At 44.2% G+C, this 19,892-nt stretch carries 9 protein-coding genes; all 9 read right to left on the bottom strand.

Features of this window, described 5'->3' with window-relative positions:
• Positions 1-8: 8 nt before the first annotated feature.
• The gene (locus HP548_RS23310) at positions 9-4,655 is read right to left on the bottom strand and encodes a hypothetical protein (RefSeq protein WP_175383032.1); all 4,647 of its coding nucleotides are present in this window, start codon (positions 4,653-4,655) and stop codon (positions 9-11) included.
• A 45-nt stretch (positions 4,656-4,700) separates the two neighbouring features.
• Positions 4,701-10,595: a hypothetical protein gene (locus HP548_RS23315; RefSeq protein WP_175383033.1), complete on the bottom strand. Its 5,895-nt coding sequence runs from the start codon at positions 10,593-10,595 to the stop codon at positions 4,701-4,703.
• A 101-nt stretch (positions 10,596-10,696) separates the two neighbouring features.
• On the bottom strand, positions 10,697-11,830 hold the full coding sequence (locus HP548_RS23320) for a hypothetical protein (protein WP_099858174.1): 1,134 nt from the start codon (positions 11,828-11,830) through the stop codon (positions 10,697-10,699).
• A 16-nt stretch (positions 11,831-11,846) separates the two neighbouring features.
• Positions 11,847-13,766: a hypothetical protein gene (locus HP548_RS23325; protein WP_175383034.1), complete on the bottom strand. Its 1,920-nt coding sequence runs from the start codon at positions 13,764-13,766 to the stop codon at positions 11,847-11,849.
• Positions 13,767-13,777: 11 nt separating this feature from the next.
• Entirely contained in the window at positions 13,778-14,188 is a 411-nt protein-coding gene (locus HP548_RS23330; protein WP_099858176.1) for a hypothetical protein, read from the bottom strand.
• Between the two features lie 18 nt (positions 14,189-14,206).
• A complete protein-coding gene (locus HP548_RS23335; RefSeq protein ID WP_175383035.1) occupies positions 14,207-14,623 on the bottom strand; it encodes a hypothetical protein in 417 nt (138 codons plus the stop codon).
• Positions 14,623-17,763 carry a M23 family metallopeptidase gene (locus HP548_RS23340; protein ID WP_175383036.1) on the bottom strand — a complete coding sequence of 1,047 codons (3,141 nt, stop codon included), beginning with the start codon at positions 17,761-17,763 and terminating at the stop codon, positions 14,623-14,625. The genes HP548_RS23335 and HP548_RS23340 overlap by 1 nt, the downstream gene beginning before the upstream one ends.
• 13 nt (positions 17,764-17,776) lie before the next feature.
• Positions 17,777-19,141 (bottom strand): hypothetical protein, encoded by a 1,365-nt coding sequence (locus HP548_RS23345; RefSeq protein WP_175383037.1) that lies wholly within the window; start codon positions 19,139-19,141, stop codon positions 17,777-17,779.
• 100 nt (positions 19,142-19,241) lie between these two features.
• Positions 19,242-19,892, bottom strand: a complete 651-nt coding sequence (locus HP548_RS23350; RefSeq protein WP_099858180.1) for an S-layer homology domain-containing protein — start codon at positions 19,890-19,892, stop codon at positions 19,242-19,244.

Raw genomic sequence — 19,892 nt, forward strand, 5'->3', positions numbered from 1 at the left:
TCCTTTCATTACGTGAATAGCCAGATCCGCTTACCGATCACACACATCTTAGGCCTTGCTTTCCAAACTTCCAGCAAGCACTTGATGAGTGCTTCTACACACTGGTCTCCACCTCCACCTTCGCAGTAAGGAATGACATAGACGTCATCACAGATCCAGTTGGTCAGTTTCATCCAGTCCAGGTTCGCGTATTCGTAACTACGTGTACCTACTTCCTGAAGTGAGGTGAACACCCATTTGAACTCATGTTTGCCTTTGGGCACCGGATGTGAGAAGGAATAGTATCCACCCTCTTGAGTGAATGTTTTGATCAGCTCATCGTCAATGAAGAAATCGAGCTGACAATCAAACGGCTCAGGTACCCACACCCATCTTTCGTAGGCTTTGAAGTCATGCACCCGGAAGGTGGTCATGTATCGTTTTCCTGTCCAGTCACTAATTTCCCCTTTTTGATCCGTAGTAATCTCCACTTTATACTTGCTATATGGCTTGGGAGCCAGATCATTCAGTTCGAAGCCCTGATACCCATCCCCGTAATACTTTTCATCCCATAACACTTTTCCGTCTTCACGTGTAATTTTTACGCGCATATTACTGTTATCGCAGCCGCCCATCCAGATTGGTTTGTTATTCCAAACTTCGAAGTGGGTCACTTCTGCCCAGGATGGATCTAATTTGCTACGATCTTCAATTTGCATTGAACCTCCCCAGATCATGGCGCCATCTCCAGGGCAGTCCTGCTCGAATCGAACGCGAACCTCGTAATTTTTTTTCTGATCTGAGGTATTCTCGACTTCAATGGAGATGATCTGATCATCTTCATTTGTCACTGGTCGTGGTGGAATTAATAGTTGACCGTCCTCATAAGTTTCAATGACAATTTTGGTTCCTCGACAAACCCTATCTCTATTCTCGTACAATCGAATAACGTCGAGCCAGGCATGACTGCCACCATCTGGCGCAGTCGTGCCTGGGCCAGGTGGATTCCATGTATCCTCCCCAGGATGTGGTGATTGCCCTTCCAGGTACAAACGCCCCTGTGAATCTGTACAGTACGCATTCCAAGTTTCTCTAAAACGTCCTCCACTAAGTGTAAATCCTCCAGCATCCAAGCCACTACCGCCAGCTGTACCTGATGCTTTATGCAAACTGTATTGAACTGTGTATGCCTTACCAGGTATTGTATAAGGAGTAAAATCCATATTGTATGTCTGTATCTGTCCATTACTTGCAGGGTAACGATAGGAGTAAAGCGTTGAACCTGCAGTTTTATCGATCAAATCAACCAATACATACGTCTCACTATCCGTTCTGTTAGGATAAACCAGATTGCCGCCGTTCAATCCAGCAGAGTCTTTTGTTTTAATGGATAGATTCTTAATAGAAGCATGGTAGAGAAAACCATCTTTATCTTGATCACTGTCACCAAAAGTATCCGTAATGCCAATGCAGATATAGTAATATCCTGCTTTCAAATTAGTAACTGTTTCAGAAAAGGTCGCTGCTGTATTCCAGTCAGTAGCACTTATATTCTTGTAATTCACTTTCCCGTTATTTTTCCCTCTGTTATTAATTTCGTTTAATATTATTCGTTTCGTACCAGATTCAGGATAAAAATACACCCTAAATCTCGCTTTTTGTTGATCCTTATCTCTCAGATAACAAATATATCTAAAATCAATGCTAAACTCGCCTTCACAGTAAAATCGTTGAAAAATCATTTTGGTATGTGGACTATCAAACTCCGTTTTCGGTTCCCCAGGAGATAGACTTTTCACATTTAATCCGTAATAATTGTTTTCTTTATTTTGATAAATGGTACCTGGTTCGGCATAATATTGTCTCATCATGTCCGAAGTTCGAATGGGTCGTAAACCCGTGTTGTTTAATTTCTTTATAGGATATACCTTTAGCGTCTCAACATAATCAATTTTACCAATGTGAGGAGCATAAAAATCCCGGGTAATATATTTCCCTTCATCCAGAAGTCTATGACTGCCGTCATAAGTTGCTCCTTCATTTTTCCATCCCCACAGACTCGTCTGGTCAGACCGTCCTGAATAAGAACTTTGTCCATACTGAATCTCATGATTTTTCATTCCACCAGGAAAACATAATTCTCCAAATGGATTTGTAGTCGAACCATTTGACTGACCATTTCCGGTACCGTTTCCGCCTGGATTTGCAGATCCGCTGCCAGATCCACCTGGGTTACCGTCGCTAGGCACATATGCCTTACCATCCCGGTAAATCCAGCGAAAACGGTGACTGCCTGAGGGAACTGGATACATGCAGTTTGTTCCATCGTTTCCATTCGATTGATTTCCTGTCCAGACTGAAACGCCATCTACCTGAAGCTCCAATTTCTCTCCGGGATCGAAATCGCCACCATACTGCCAGAATATGTAACCTGGCTTATCCAGTTGTGCATCAAGTTCGCAGATGAATTCCTGATCATGTCCCTGCGCCCACATCACGCCATCACCATGAATCAATTCTTTCCAATCCCAGCTTCCTATAAATCTTAATCTTGAATCAATCTTATCTTCATCATTGAACAGTTCATCAAATACCATTTTATCTCTATTTGCACCCGTTTCTGGATCATAATTATAGTCCATCGCGGGATAAATCCGCATATGTTCTTTAATATTAAATTTAGCACCAGGGTTCAACTCCGCTTTGTACGTGATCGTATCCCCGCTCTGTTCCGTCCTTGCACCAGCATCCGTTACATCCCATCCACGTTTCACATCAACATATGAACCTAGCGGAGACGTTGTACGGTATGTATTGCCCGTGTTATTACCATAAGTAAACAACTTGTCCAACTTATATTTAAAGGGGTCTTCCGTTAAACTATCTCTGATTCGAAATTGGATTACGTTGTTTCCAGCTTGCAGAGGAATACGTACTTGTTCGCCGTTACCATTCATCGTTGTATAATGAACGGACATACCATTTACAGTTACCTCAAACGCTTCAGTAGGCCGTAACTGGTGCTTATAACTGAATATGAACCACCCCTCATCCTGTAAAGGTACCGAGGTCTGAGCAATCATATCCCCTTCCTTTGGCTCTTCCAGACGCAATACATCTCCTTGATCAATCCAACTTGGATTTCCCGAGATGTACCATTGATATTTCCCAATCCCTTGTCCACGATGAGACGGCTCCCAATGATCAATCTCTCGCGGGGGACAAGTTACTTCAAGTGCACCTCTTAAGTCCACCGTCGTATCCGGCCCTGCAACAATTTCATATTCGATTTTAGCCTGGTTGGTCTCTGTTTCTGAATAGTCCCCATTCAGTATCCATTCCACACCATGCACTGAGCGAGCATAGCTACCATGATCTCCATATCCACGCTGGGTCCGCTGAACGAATTCATCATCAAAAAACAATTGATAATCATGATCGGGATACGGCTCTTCATCCACACCCATTTTGTAAGCAAATGAAATCGTACCATCACATTCGTTATCCAGGTCCATTGTCATGGTTTTCTTACGCAAATCATCCGTAATGAACTGTCCTTTAAAATGTGCTTGTGCCACACTTTGCGGTGATCTTACAACCCAGTTTCCATACTCATATACGTCCTCGCCATCCAGATCGTAATCCTTCGGCGCAGGCGGCTTGCGTGTATCCACAATCTCAACCACTTCAACATCCTTGATATAGATGCCATTGTTCTGCCATACTTCAGGTCGCATTTTGCGGATCAGCCAGTCAAACTTGTACATCTGACCTGGCTGCAGTGTAAATGCAGCTTCCTGCCATCCGATATTTTCACTCCATTCGCCTCCGACTTGCTGCCCATTAATATAGAACAGCATGCCATTACCGCGCTTAGCACTAGCCAGGTACTTGAACCTGATCTGTCCATAACGCTTCACACGCCAGTTAAATGTGATTTTGGATGAGTTTCCAATCTCCAGAAGCCCTAGATCCAGTTTCAAGATCATCTCTGAACCAGATTGTTCATTTCGGCCTACGGAGTGGACAGCTACCCATTCCTGATCCTCCGTCGATGAGACATATCTAAAGAAATCAGGAAATTTGTTCGAGAAGGGTACGTCTTTTTTCATCGAAAAGAGCGGTATCTCATATACGGTGGCATCAAAATGATTGAAGTAATTCCCACTAAAATGATGGTAGTAGGGTGCCGGACAGACTGGTAATGACACACCATGATGGCTGCCTCCAGGCTTCTGAGCATTTTCAAGAATCTTGTGAATACAATCTTTAATCATTTGCAGTACCCGCTGATATTGTGTTTTGTCTGGAGGCTGCTGCTGTTCCACCCACCATTCAATCCTGCGGTACATATTCCATAACGCTTCGCGACATCGCACACTCGCATACCATGACTTATCTCTCAGGTATTGCTCAATGATTTGATCAATACTGTTCTCCAGCGCATCCAATTGAACCGTCTGCCATCGTCCTATTTGACCGTAACCTGGATCACCCAGAATAGGGTTATTTTCTTCACCATGCCGATCGGTTTCGCTCCTTGGTGCATTGGGACTCTGCGGTAAATATGCAGGGTTATTAGGGTTGTCGTAACTTTCGTCCGCAATCTTCGCCCTCATATTCGCGAACAATACACCTTTCTGTGACTTGGAGAACAAACCAAATGTATGACCCATACCAATCACCTCCCAATCTCTCTATACGACAAAAAGAGCACCGAGTTAATCGGTGCCCGTAAGATCATATTGTAATTTCGAATCCGTGTAGATCTGGAGCTTGTTTTCCATGACTGATACGGACAATGTATACCATTTATTCTTCTCCCACTTAAACGGTTGCATCGGAGAACCTACTGCAGTTGGATTGCCAGCAACGATTTTATATAATTGCATCGGTGTCCTCATATCCAGGCTGTTATCACTGTCTCCTCCGTGAACCATAAACATCCAATAATTATTTTCATCAAAGTATTTGAATATAATTCCGGCACCGTCACCATCCGTGTCCGTATCAACCTTGAAGTCAACGGAGAACTTGTAGGTCTCTGCCAGAAAATTATTACGATACCATCCACTGATGTCCTTCGTATCCTCTTTGGAATAAAACTTCCCAATCAATCGGTCCCGATCCCAATCGCCCTTACCGAATTTATTCCAGTCATCAGACTGGGATAGCTCCAGCGCATCCATATCCTTGGAGTAAGGATAGTATACATTGAACGGATCATTCGGATCATAGTCCTCTGGAACGCCCAAGCCTCCCTCCCAATCTTCAGGATCCATCCCCCTATCCAGCAAATCATCTGAGTAATCGAATATAAGACCCTGTGCCATCGTATCCATCATCGGTATGTAAGCATCAGTAGATTCACGGTGCGCCACCGGATGATCAGTCAGTGTGAAGCTATCACGCGGTTCCATCTTGGCTTCATGATATATCTCCATTAGATGAGTCGTTCTCTCAGGAAGAAACGCGTGTAACTGTTCCAAATATTCTGCTCTCTTCTCAGGCCTTTCAGCGAAAATAAAACCTGTGATGACTTGAGAACAACGTTCCTCAAATGAAGCCATGAGCCGATCAGGATCCTCAATTTCAGACAGTCTGGCATTGGCTATTCCTGTCGGTAAATCTCTCTCTATTCTAGTTTCACGTTCCTCAGTTATCCCTTCAAAATTATTCTTACTCAGATAAGCTGGGTCTATCAACTTGCTGCCAAAAGTCTCGCCATCATTAACAATGTAGCTTGTATATGGAGAACTATGTCCATAGCTTACCTCATCATCTGAGAAAGCAAACCTTTGAAGTGTCGTCCCATAAATTCCGTCGAAATGATCTCCGGCTCGTTGATCTGTAGCTCCACTTTCCATCTCATGTGAATGACCATGTCGATCGACTTTCCCTGCTGTGACCTGCTCCCAATCGAGAGTCGTGCTTCTTAACAGGCTCATCCCAGAATCCAATTGATGGTTATAAGCCTCATAAGAAATTCTGGAGCTAAGGAACGAATCCTCCTCAATGTGACCATCTCTCGTTTTCAGATAAGCATATTCGGTTTGGAAGAGGTCCAGCTGCTTATATTGGAATCCAACAAGTTCCATCTCCATAATAGATTCTCTTAGCTCTTTGTTTCCGTAAAACATGTCCTGATCCAGCGATCCATTTCGCAGTTTCTTTACATCATCAACCGTCTCATGGCTATGTGCCCATCGTTCACCTTTCCTCCCGAAAAGGTTGTCATGCTGGAATGCTGATCTACCCTCCTTATTTAAATCAATAGTTTGGATCAAGTCAGTTTCTTTACCGTTCTTCAAGCCGAGAAGCTGTGAATGAAGAAATGAATCTTTAACATTTTTCATTCCGAAAATATTTTCTTCCAAATGTCCATATTGCGGTTTGTCAGCGAGCAGATTCTCTTCCATATTGCCATACTGGGGCTTATCTGCTGAGAGCAAATTCTCAATCGCTCCATACTTCAGGTTTGTCCCACCTACAATCTCAACCGGAACATCTCCGTATTTCAAATTCGTTCCGCCAACTATTTCTATAGGTATATCTCCATAGCTAAGTCCCGTGCCCCCCACGGATTCCACCGGGACATCACCATACTTCAGATTTGTACCGCCCAGTGGCAATACAGGATCAAGATAACCATATTGCGGTTTGTCCGCTACCAGTTGTTCTTCAAGATTAGCAATCTTTTCTTTAACGCTCTCTGTTGTCTCATTAAGGTAAGAATCCTGAGTATTTTTGTAGGCAAAAACAACATCATTATCGAAATTTATAGCATCTCTATACAGATGAATGGAAAGTAGGGACTCCTCAATTAAGGCTATACGTGTACCCTTCGATCCTATTACCAAGATATCTTCCAGTGTCAAATCCTTTTTGCCCTTTATCGATTCATAATTCAGTTCAATAAAGTCCGTATCCCTAATACCTTTGCCACCATACATACTCTCATCAACCAACTGGCTGAAGCGTAATTTGACCACTTCACTCTCAACCTCATGGATTGATGCTTCTTTCATAATTCTTGTGGAATAGTTCTCTTCAAGCATGAAGGACAATCTGTTCATGTTATCCGAAATGATTTCAACGTTCAATTGGCCCTTGCGTGTGATTGAATCAGCCAATAGGATATCATCATGGTCAGCTGGTTTCATTTCTGTAAATGCCAGAAATAACTCATTTTGCACCAAACCATAATGATCTCCCCGGTTCCCAATAGGAGCGACGCTTTCCAAAGTGGATTCCCAAGTTTGGCGCATTCCTGCATTAAACTCCATATCCATCGCAATTTCCCTTGCCCACGAGGAACCGAATGTATTTCTAATCTCTGCTTCTCCATCTAGAGGTTTTACGCTGCCAATGGAATAATCCTTGCTAAGCAAAGACGGTCTCCATATCAATGTAGCCAGAGAGTAATCTATATCAATAGCAGCTTGACGTGGTTCAATCATTCCAATAGAATAACTCTCATTGAAATACAACTGTCTAATTTTGGATGTACCTATGGAGTACTCATCAGTAAATAGAGCCTCTCTTGTTGGGCTTGTTCCCATAGCCTCATGATCTTTCGAATATCCCTCACGAAGCTTTGGCATTCCAATAAGATATTCTGTATTCAAAAGCATCTGGCGCAAATTCGTGCCACCCAATGTGTATTCTTCATTGATGGTTCCATAGCGGTCGCGGGAAGCCCCCCCCATATTGAATTCAGTATGAAGTACACTTTCACGATTCCCGCTGGAACCCATGCTACCATGATCGAGAACAGCTCCATCACGTTCAAATTTCGCTCCCGTCGTATACTCGACAGAGGCTTGTCCTTTACGTTCAACCTCACTACCCTGATACGCCGGGTCGTCTGGAAATAATCCTCCGCCTGGAGTCAAGTAGCCTAATGGATCTTCCGCCTCAATCATAGCCGGCCTTGTATTAAAATCTGCCCCATAAATTACTTCCGTAATTTCGCCATGCAGATTCTCCTTCACCTTTACTCCCTCGAAACCGTCTGCCTCTAAAGTGGACCTACGTCTGTTCATTTCAGCCGATATGGATTCATCTTCAAGTATTGTTTCACCCAAATGTTTCGATGCTTCTGCAAGTTCCGTCCCAATAACACCAATCTGAGAGTTCTTCGCACCTTCGAAATTAAAGGAAATAATACCTGACCTTGATCCTTCTTTGTCAGCTGTTAAGATCCCACAGTCGATTAACGCGTCTACCCGTTCCCTCACCCCAACCAGGAAGTTTTCGTCAAAGTAATTAGAAGCACGATCATCATTCACAGCCTCCATCATCATTTCCAGAATGACAGCAGGACTGTTCTGCAAGATCTCCCCAACAATGAATTCCTCGTCCAGATATCCAGGGTACGCTTTATTCCCCAACCAGCCTCCACCAACCAATTTGTCCAAGAGTTCGTCTCGAATCATAGTCGGACGACCTATATCTCGAATAGACCGAAGAATGGAATCCATATCCATCTTCTTACGATTTCGGTGCGATACAAGTGGTTTATCTGTTAGATGCAATTGCTTCTGATTACCGTTCTTTTCAAACGTTTTTAAATTTTCGAGCAGGGAAGGACGTATCATTTCTTTCTCAGCCAGATGCTCCTCAAACTCAGGTAACCATAAATCATGGGCCAGCGCTCTCTCTACCGTTGTTAATTCTGTCGTATAGCCATTAAAGGATTTTTTTCTATCTGCACTTTCCTCAATGTTGGGAATGAAAAGTTTCCTGTTTTCTAATTTTGCAGTATGAAATCTTTCCTCAATATAGGTTTCGAACTTACTCTGCCTCTCACCTAGAGAAAGATGGCTAAGTAATTCAAGAGCCTCTACGGATACTCGTTTACCTATTTTACTTTCCCTTTCTACATACCCTGGGATTTTGCTGATCCGTCTGCTTTCTTGCAGATCTCTGAAAACGAAACCATATTCTGTACTTTCGCGGTAAGCCTGGTCAGCATCACGATCAACAGTACTTTGCACCACATAAATCCGTCGAGCCTCAGGACGCTCATATTCAATATACATTCTCTCCAGATAAACTCTCTGAGCCGTAGTCAGATCATTCATGATGTTCATCTCTTCAACATGATCTCGAACAGCCCATGGAAAATGCCTTTCCACATCGGTAATTGACTCTATATCCCTTTTGGCTAAAATAATGTCCGATTCTATAGTTGAAGGATGTTTGTCTATAATTCTGTGAGCTTGCATCGGATGCCAGAGAATCTCACTTGGACGAAGTACTAGCTCGGATCGATATCGATCACGGCTGCTTTGAACAAGATCATCTTGAAGGTGCAGTCTCTTATCGACTTGGCGTACACCTCTTATATCCGTATGGAGAACTGTGGGGTACTGACGCTCCTTCAGTTTGGCAAGTACATTCTCATGAGTCATCATCTCATACTCAATGTCACGAGTAGCTTGATTCAATTGTGACAGGAACATACTCTCTTCAATGTCCCTGAATGCTTGAGCAATTTTCCCCGTTGTCATACCACTAAATGTAGTCTCTCGTATAGCACCACCCAGCGTTCGCATGAGAGCCAGTTGGGAAGTGTTATACACTCTTGTACCTTGAGAGCTCGTCCGATCAATATGCATATACTTTATTTCCTGAAATCGGCGAATAAAAGCTGTAGACATTTCTGAAAAAATAGATAACTGCTGGTCATTGTAAATCCTCGCTTCGATAATGGTAGCTTCCTCGGTGTATGTCTCCTTATCGCTCTCCCTTGACCCGAGCAGGTCCTGATACAGCAGTTCTACATCTTGTCTGCTTACCTTCTGAGACTGAATACTTTCCCCGAGTACTGTAGTCCTAAGATTATCTTGCAGTGCTTGCAACAGAAAATTGTTCTCCGTTGATCGTCCGATAATCTTCTTCACTTCCTCGAAAACCTCTGCCACATCCATATCCGGTTTATCATTTCTGAGGGAGTGCACTAATTCCTTAATCACCAATTCGGATTGACTGTCTTCCTCTGCGCTATCTGCATAGTCCGCAATCATCCCAAACTCACTCACCCTGAAACTGATTTTGCCGGGCTCTAGCTTGTCCAAATTCTTTACAAAGTTACGGGTAAGACCCAAATTTCGCACAATCTTCAGCTCTTTGTCGTTATCCACCCGCCAGCCTTCTGTCATGTCTCCATCGACGGCTGATGCTTTTTCATCATTTAGTCTGTGACCCTCTTGCCGATAATCCATCTCCAAAGCTTCAATTAACGCAGATCTCTCCATCTCAAACGAAAAATCCATAACTTGTCCTTGCTTAGTGGTCGAGCCCGATCCTTCAAAGGAGCTAGGTAGAATGCCTTCTTTACCCTGTTTGGCATCACCCAGAACAATAAACCGTTCTTCTCCTTCAAGATCCTTGCGAATTGCTTCCACAAGTTGATGATTGAACCCGTGAGAAATCGATCTTGCCATATAGAAATCAAGCATAAGGACACTTGGATAACGGCTGTAAGGCATATATATAAATCGATAATCCTCAGGCCTGCTTCCTGTAGTTCCAACAGTGAACAGGTAGCCGTACTGAGTTGTCGTATAATCTATTACGGTAAAATCGTACTGGTTAACTACTTGACTCACGTCACTGCCCCCTTCCAATGAAAAAAAGGGAACCCCTGAGTGGAGTCTCAGAAAGTTCCCTCTCACTGAATCTATACGATTCAGCTTTCATTCAGTTCAACTTACAAGTAGCGGACTTCCTTCAGAATGGCCACACCCATGCGTTGGTTGGCAGAAAGATTCATAAAGTTCTGTGCCGTATCTGTATCGAAGTAACGATACACTTCTTGGTTCCAAGACTTACCTTCCACATCAATGATCAACTCATCGAGGTGAAGGATATTATGCTTCGTCACTGCGATGCAGTTATCGAATTGACCGCGGTAGCCCTCATAAGGGTGAACCACATAGATTGGAGACAAGTGATATTTGGAAGTCCACTTCGATGCCTGGAAGCCTTGTGGCTCCAATTCCAGACCTGTATCCCCCAATTCCGGATCAAGATAAGCTTTACCTTTTGGTGGAGCTTGTGTAATAAAGGAAGGGTAATGCTGCTGGAATTCAATACCTGATTTGGTTTTCAGCATCTGAAGTGTGTTGTTACCTGCAGAAGTATATTGACCATAATAGTATGTTCCTGTTTTGGCAATCTGAGAAATATCGGGTTCCTCAATTACGGCACCGGCTGTCAGCATCACGTTACCATCTACATCATTCAGGTTGTACTTGAACGGTTTCAAGGCACCTGCATACAAGAAGGATTTTTTGTAATCAAGGAAGTTCACCGCAGGGTCTGCAACAAGCACCATTGCCAAACGGTTGTTCATGACATTGACATACATATATACGGGTTTCTCTTTATTTCGATCCGTTGGTGTATAGTTCTCCAATGCCCATTGATAAAGTACTGGATGACCTGTCAGCTTGAAGGTAGGTCGGGTTGTAACTGGTAATGTAGTTGGCTCACTTCCCTCGAGTCCTTCAAGCAACTGTACAGTTAGCGTACTATGCTCTTCATAAGCCGGAACAGGTGCAACGACTCGTGGTACCAAAGCATGATTGATGAAGCTAACATAGAATTTTTTGGTGATTGGACTTGCTTGAGTTCCGATCGTCATAACTCCACGAAGGATGAGTTCCTGAACGCGATCGTTGCTGTCCTTTTCCTCATAGAATACTTCCCACAGATTTTGTTCTTGGGTCTCACTCGCAGTTGACTCAAAAGGGAAGCTCTTAAAGCCCGTAACTTCCTCCTTCAGTTTTGTCAACAAGTCCTGGGAAGTGGTGATTGTCTCTACATATTTAAAGTTTGCCATTGTGTAGTAGTCCTCCTTATTTTATCTCTTTCAAAAATGCAATGGTGATGACATCTGGTGATGGTGAATGCTTGAACAGATTCAATGGGCTCTTGATACTGAAAAATTTATAAACTTCTGTCCATGTCCCCAGAGAAGGGTTAGACTTATCTTTCATAATCTCTGTATCTACGATTAATTCATCACGATTGACCAGGTTATGATCGTAAATCGCGACCACACCATCCATATATCCCCGATACCCCTCAGCCTGATGAACAAGGTAGATTGGACTGGCGTGATACTTTCCTGTCCAGAGGGACTTCTGGAAACCGTCCGTATCGACAACAAGTTTGGACAGCCCCGGAGGAAGTGTACCGACAGAAGGATAATTTGGAAGATGCGAAATAAAGGCCGGGTAATAACGTTGAAACAGGACATTACTGCGTGTCTTCAACATAGACATGGAATCCATGCCATTTGAAGTGTACTCACCATATTTGGCGTACAGGTCCGGATTAAGGTCGGTTAGAATATCTTTTTTCGTATAACCTGTCATATCCGTCCGCAAATCACCCATACCTACCGTAACCCCGAAGTTCCCCCCATGGTCAAAGTCATTGAACGGAACAATTTTGCCTATGTATCCAAAACTTCGATAATAGCTATGGATATTCGGTGAAGGATCACCTTCAAGAACAACGATAACCCGATCATTGTTTACCGATAGCGTATATGCTACCAGGTAGTCTGGTCTGCGTTTTTTGTTAGGCAGCCAAGACGTTGTAGAATCTCGCCCATGGAAAAAGCGAGCTGCCGGGCTGACAATTTCTGTTTTCCCGTCGTAGTCCAACTTCCACTGGATTGTTGGCGGAATGAATGTTTTGACAATCGTATCGGTATTCCACATTTCATAAATTGCTTGTGCTTTGGCTTGATTGGTAACGGTAGGCGTTAGCCCCGGTTTAACCGTAGCTGGATCACAAGCCCCTATATATGTGGTTGACGAATCTCCACTTGCGTTAATACCCTCAAAGTCTTCGCCATAATAAATGTTAATGTAGTTCCAGTCATTCGTAGGTTGCTCCAACATAACGGAGTACTCTCGAACAGGAATTCCTGTGGGTACCGTTGGTGTACCTTTAACTACTACTCTTGAAGGCACATCATGAACTGGATCAGCAGTATAGAATCGCTCCGTAAACGTATACCTTGATTTACCTGGTTCTACCAAACTGTTCTTTAAAGAAGTCCATGTGCTGTAATAATCATAATATCTAACATACTCCCACTGATAAGCCGTTTTGAGACTATAGTTCCAGTCATCTGGAAGTTCCGTAACCAACTCGAATTCATTCCAGTCATCCAGGTAAACTAATTCTCCCGTACTAAGGGTTTGTCTCTGCTTTACAATATAAGCAGTAACACCATCAGGTTTGGTCAGGTCTGTTACCAATGTAGCAAGCTGATTAGGAATATCTACAAAAATATTATCCCCTGTCTTATCGGTATAAGAAAATTGAACAACTTGGATCTTTCTTCCGGTTTTGTAATTGCCGTAATCCTTCTCTTTAACTGCGGGGCGACTACTACCTTCCACGATTGGGTCCCAATATACTGAACTCATTTCATAAAGAAAACCATCCTCTTCAACGGCTGGTGTTCCATCCTTAAATTTAAGTTTAGTATAGTCAGGAATTTTAACCACGTCATACAAGTTACCATCCGTATGAAGATACTTCCCTTGAATATTAGGCCGAGTCTTAGGACTGTATGTTACCCAATAATCTTGTTCAGCCTCATAGACTTTTTCCCAACGATTTGCGTCAATTCCGCCTTCTACTCTAGGAATGTCAGCACTCACAATCTCATCGGCCAACGTGTTGATCAGATTTTTTGCTTCCGACTCTCCGTCAATAAAGGCGGCAAAGTTCGTCTGCGGTTTTTGCAGTGCCATCGTCACCCTCCTTATCTCAAAAATTTGATGTTGTACCAGACCGACTTGGCTTCAGCCACCACGCTTACGAAGTCAAACTTAATGGTCGTTCCCGCCGGAATCGGGTAGACAATTCCGAAACTGTTACCCATGGAAACCGACTCGGGAAGCTCCTTCGTATAGATGGTTTGACATACTCGCTCCGTCCCGATCGTCAGTTCCCAGTAATCGCCGACACAGTAGTGACTCGCAGCAAACGCAATGCTCAGAAACTCCGTGTCATACGCCAAGGTGAACGTATCGGACTTGGTGGTCTTGGCCGCCGGAATGTCCAACATCTGCCCCCGTATGAACGGGATCGTCTTTTTACTGAAGTGTGGGTACGGCAGCTCGCGCACTTTGTCGATGACGCCACCCGCGATGTAAGAAACATTAAATGCCATGGAACCACCTCCTAAATGCTATATACGATTTACGCTTGTTCCAGTTAAGCGTCCTTCGTCATCATAATTTAGACCAATATTATAGGTGAACATCGACTCTCCACTTGGATCAAATGTACGGGCGGTCACCTGTGTTAACCTGAAATACTTGTAATAGTCATAATCCTGGTGGGCATAGCCCACTCCCGCAGGAAAGTCTTCTTCTTCCTCTGAGCCAAACTTCATCCAGATCGAAACCTTCCACTCCGATTCATAGAAGAGGTCTGCTCCAGTCACTCTATCCGGGTCCTGCAGGTGTTCCCGATATAATGTAACGGAAGGCTCACCTTCAAGAGGAGAAACATTTGAATTGGAGACACTGCTATATTTGCGAAGCTCCCGGTGGATTAGATCCAGCACGGGAAAAACAATATTTTCATTCACAATGCCGGCCATTACACCATCACTCCCTTTCTTGCCCACATCATATCAATAACCTGTAGCATGCCACGATCCACCGAATAACTGGTTTTAATACTTTTAATCGTATATACAGCCCGTGTGGTGGTCGTTTTATCTGTCACAATGACGTTGTCGAGCAGATCGAGCGCAGGGTTCGCAGGAATAGATACCTGCAGCGTACGGCACATACGTTTCATATCAAAAAAAGCTCGCTCTGCCACCTGTCTTTTGGCTTCAACCGTCTTCGCCCAAGGAACAGCAAGCACCATGGTTCGAATCTCACCTTTGAGTTCGAGCAAAATCTCCTTGTCCACAAAACTGTTCTGATTACCATTCGAGTCGATAACAACGATGTGACTTCTTCCTCTGGACCAATCCGTGGATTTGGTAATAGAGATCAGATTGTCGTTCTCGGAAAACTCCGCAACGACCGGTTTGTCATAATTCAAGCGCTCCAATCGGTATGTACCATAACGGTCACAGTAGCTTCGATAAGGAATCTCCGAGATAATTTCCTGAACGGCTTCCGTAACTTTGGCGGACCATTGCTCAAACGTTTTGCCATACTCCTCAATGAATGGATTAAGCCATCCATTGGGCGTAAGCACCGTACTTGCATCCTTGACTTCAAACTCACCCTCCTGTCCCGGTACCGGAACAATGACTCTGCCCGTCTTCTGATTTACCTCAATCAGATAGGTCTCGTCGATTACATAGTCAGGATAAGAGCGATCCTCACTGGTTGCCCTCCAACCCACCATACCTGCATGTTTAACGAGATCTAGGACAACCGTTGATTTGACCCAGGCCGGCTTTTCAAGTTCCACAGGCTGAGCTGGTGTCGGTGTAGCTGCCGGAGTGGAGGTTGCTGTTATAGTCCAGCTTGCCGGGTCTGTGAGCATCTCCTGATAAAAGGTCCATACCCTGTTCACCCAATTATCCCGATCCGCACTCCAGGTCATCGGAGCAATGTCTCCTCCATTATGAAAATAAAGTACATCCGCCTTGGAAGTCACTTTCTTCCCTCTGGAAGCCAGTGCTTTAGACATCCGTTCTGCACCACGCTTCATCTGCTCCTGGATTCCCTTGTAGCTGGGGTTACAAGCTTCTGTACTAGGACAGCCGTATCCGAGAATGAAGCTGCCGTTCTCTTCTTTACCCTTACCTTGTGTGCCAAGTACGGTCTCATGCTTGCATATCGCAAGCAAAAATTTGTGATCCGGTACGCCATAGGCTGCAGCTTGAGCTTGGGCAGCCTGAATAATGGATGATGTCCGGTCCGTCCCTACTGCTGCAGGGGGCACCGGATCTGGCACATTATCAATCTCATCTACCTCCGGATAAGCTTTTTTCTCCGAAATGACTTTCTCGATAATGCGCTTATACATATCTCGAGCTGTGATCTCCAGCGTGGAACCCTCACCATTGATGTCCACTTTGTCAATCAGTCCGGTAAATACCCGCATCATATGCTGACCATAGCCCATGTAGATACGTATCGGTGTGTTTTCACTCAGAACCCCAACATGAAATCCGTTGGCAAAATAAGACCATGGAGATGGCACACCCCCAAGCTCGGGAAAATGGGCAGGATTATAATCCGGGGAGAAGAATCCCCTGGGATTGGAGATGGTCAGCCGTGCTTCCCTGGCTTCAGAGTCAAACTGATCATCGATTTCGGCACTAATGATATTAGGAAGAACCTGCGTGTCCATATACACAAAAGATCCAACCTGAATAACATCCGACTCTTGCCTATTGTTCATGACAAAACCTTCATAGCTGTTCGTTTGATAATAGCCTTTGGACGGATCAAGTCCTTCTTCACTCTTTTGATTTTTCAATGGAGCAGGCAGCAACTCTTGTATACGAATAAAATCAATGGCGAATTTTTTATATTTCACCTTCGAAGCAGGAACCGATCCGGGTGGAACAGTGGTGTTTTGTTTGCCTCCATAAGTCACCTTAATTTTGATGCTTTTGGCTTTTGCGGGGATTACAATATTGTTCAATTCCGTTAGTTTGGTCAGGTCATATGCCCCGCTGAACTTATTGACATAGGCATACGTTTTACCATCAATCACCACAGCGAAAGAATCCCCTTCCGCTTCACTAAAATTAGTTCCCATTCCAATACTAAGAAGCCCTTGAGTAGGCATGCTCAGTTTAGTCACGTTAATCTCAAATTCGACTACGGCGGCTTTGCCATCAAACGTATAGAGCAACTTGCCTCCCGAATCAAACAAAGTCCAGCCCGATTCAATCTTGGCATACTCCAAAAACTTCAAACCGGTTGTATAAACGCTTTTTTCATGCCAGTTACGTTTGTCGAACTTCTCATTCAATTTGATCTCTCCTGGATATCCTTCGACCTGAACCGGCTTTACATCAGCAAATGTTGTTTTCGCATCTCCGTGCATTTTACGCTTTCCGCTCAGATATAATTGGGGATCGACCGCCTTACCTCCCTCCCCAGTCTTGGACGTTGGACTAACCCCTTCCCAAATCTCGAAATGCAGATGTCTTCCTCTGCCCGCGGCACGTTCAGCAGCTGAAACCTTGTGGCCATTCGTGTACACCCCCCCTGTATTACCAAGAGTACCAATCACTGCCCCCTGTGCCACTTGATCATCCACCGAACAGAGAATTTCTTTCAGATGAAAGTACTTTGTGAGTAAACCATTGGCATGCCTGATCGTTACGGCATTACCCGCGCCCTTTGTTTTATTGCGAGCTGTATGTACAACCTTTCCAGCCCAAGCCGCCAAAATTGGTGTTCCCATGTCATCAAACAGATCAATCCCTCGGTGACTTCGAGAACCGCCATCTCTGGCTGCACCAAATTTATCTGTAACTGTAATGCTATCAATCGTTTTACCCTTGACCGGAAAATAAATCTCCTGGGTATTCGCTAGAGTCGAGCCATTATAAATACCGTTACTCGACTCATCCACCCAAACGGATTGTGTACTGATGACGGGTACTTGCTCGGAAACCATATGTCTGAACTCTTCTGTCCGTCCCGGGATAAATGCAAGCCTGTCTACTTCAACCCGGATATTAGGAAGTGCTCCTTCCCCCAGCTTCAGACGCTGAGACAGCACATTCATAACCTCATCCGAAATTGGAATCATATTGTATCTCCCCCTACTTAAATCGCTCGATGGTCCACTTCATGAATCGGTCCAGGAAGGCCACGGCTTCAGCCCGTGTCATAGCGGAATTACCCAAAAACCATGTCTCATCCGGTTCCGTACCTCCTACAGGTCTGCCCATATTAGTTACCACTGCTGCACCATCCAGCTTTTTCTTGATATTGATGCCTGCAATCAGAGGATCATTATTGGCAAATGTTTCGTCTTCCATCTCCGAAACGGCTATTTTCCAGAAAGCATCCTTGGACTGTTCTACCCGCTCACCCTTGGTTTGATAATAAATGGCCGAATCTTTTCCGACGTCTGCGAACCTCTCGCTCACATCTTTGAGATAATAGAAAGTCACTTCGTCGCCTTCTGAGAAAGGTTGACTGAAGACGACCGTATGGTTGTCAATTTCTGAATAAGGCGGAGTTTCTTGCACTTTATCTTTCTTTTCTTCTTTGAATTTCACTGTAACTTTAAGTTTATTTTTACCTGCTGGATAATTGCCGTTAAGTCTAAACACCCGTTGTCCCTGAAATGCCTTAATAGGCTCATTAATCCCCGTCGTTGGCGCTTCCTTGTCCGTAAATCTGGCATAGAACACCTTGCGTAGCTTGTTAATCAGATGAAAGGCTTCTCCCCGCTGTATAATCGCATTAGGAAAAAAACAGTTGTTGTATGCCGGTTTAAGGGTTGTCGCTTTGATGTCTTCACTCTTGAATTTGAATGCTCCACCACTATTCTTCGTCCAATAATTGAACTTGCAGGTGACACCATTCAGATTAAATGGGAGGAAGACTGATCCTCCTGGACTGACACAATATACATCTGTCCGGTAACCAATTGCCTTTGTTGCAATTTTGGTTACCGCTGCCGCATCCCCCATGGTGTCTGCCCATACCTCGGAAGGAATACTGAGTCTGCGAAGCGGTTGGCCTGCTGCATACAAATATTCTTGATGATTACGACTGAATGGATCGTAGAAATAGGTCGTGGCTGCACTAAGTGCAGCTCTGGGCAGATCTCCAGTCCAGGAGACCGGTGGCCTTTTCCAATCACTATCCAGCAACGGTTCTCCATAACTACAGAAGGACACCATCTGACCTGCTTTCACACCGGTATACAACTCTACATCAGTTAACCCCTTACTATTTGTTTCAGCCGTTTCGTAGATCGTTTGAACACCATCAATAAACACATACAATGGATTGTCATCTGTCGGCTTAATCAGAACAGGCAGACTAAATGAGGTTTGCCCCGCTTGCCCCTTGATTTCCTCATATACAAAAGGCTTGCCTTCCTCAAACTTGTTATAGTTGATCCCGGCAACAAAGACTTCACCATCTTCCAGAACCATATTCGTGGCTTCCATAACATCGTTATAGAACCAGTCCCCTTCGTTTACATCAACCCATTTTCGTATGATAAACACCCCCTATCTTTAGAATAGACAGAAAAGAGAGTAGGTCACCCTACTCTCGAATGGTTCGTTCCAGCAGACGCTTCGTGCGCATCAGGAAAGTAACAAACTCTGCTCTGGTTATAAAATCTTCCGGCCTGAAGTATAGAATGGGTGTACCATCCAATTCTGTTACAACCGTCAGCCCCAAATCAGCCATGCGTTCAATGGAGTCTCTTGCCCAGTGATTCTTACCTTCCGTCGTCTGTAAATCCTGAAACTGAACTGCACTCTTGCGGTCATATCCATCTTTCTTGATCAGGGTCATGGTCAATTCGACCTTGTAACCCTTCTGATCTTTATCCATCGTATCCTGATGATAGAAAATTGGGTCGACTTTGATGGACTCTACAACACCAACATAAATATTGCCCTTCTCATCATAAAATTTGTGCGTCCAGCCTACGTACATGGCGTAGTCATGATAGGATTGCTTGTCTTTAAACAGGATGTTAATGATGGACTTGTACGAAGACACACCCATCTGATGAAAATGCGAGGGAGCATTAATCATTTTAATTTCCCTCACTTGCGGATTGGGCGACGGTGAAGAGTACGGATCAATAATCCGACCCTTCACAGGCTCAAACTTCATGCCTGTATCCACATATAGCCTTCTTTTATACCGGTCATTAGCTGAACCAAACGGGTCTTGCTGAGACAT

The organism is Paenibacillus taichungensis (assembly GCF_013359905.1).
Classification (GTDB): Bacteria; Bacillota; Bacilli; order Paenibacillales; family Paenibacillaceae; genus Paenibacillus; species Paenibacillus taichungensis.

What these genes read in the sequence shown, in the direction of transcription:
- HP548_RS23330 (WP_099858176.1), bottom strand. Translation starts at nt 14,188, where the DNA reads ATGGCATTTAATGTTTCTTACATCGCGGGTGGCGTCATCGACAAAGTG.
- HP548_RS23350 (WP_099858180.1), bottom strand. Translation starts at nt 19,892, where the DNA reads ATGTCTCAGCAAGACCCGTTTGGTTCAGCTAATGACCGGTATAAAAGA.
- HP548_RS23320 (WP_099858174.1), bottom strand. Translation starts at nt 11,830, where the DNA reads ATGGCAAACTTTAAATATGTAGAGACAATCACCACTTCCCAGGACTTG.
- HP548_RS23310 (WP_175383032.1), bottom strand. Translation starts at nt 4,655, where the DNA reads ATGGGTCATACATTTGGTTTGTTCTCCAAGTCACAGAAAGGTGTATTG.
- HP548_RS23325 (WP_175383034.1), bottom strand. Translation starts at nt 13,766, where the DNA reads ATGGCACTGCAAAAACCGCAGACGAACTTTGCCGCCTTTATTGACGGA.
- HP548_RS23340 (WP_175383036.1), bottom strand. Translation starts at nt 17,763, where the DNA reads ATGATTCCAATTTCGGATGAGGTTATGAATGTGCTGTCTCAGCGTCTG.
- HP548_RS23345 (WP_175383037.1), bottom strand. Translation starts at nt 19,141, where the DNA reads ATGGAAGCCACGAATATGGTTCTGGAAGATGGTGAAGTCTTTGTTGCC.
- HP548_RS23335 (WP_175383035.1), bottom strand. Translation starts at nt 14,623, where the DNA reads ATGGCCGGCATTGTGAATGAAAATATTGTTTTTCCCGTGCTGGATCTA.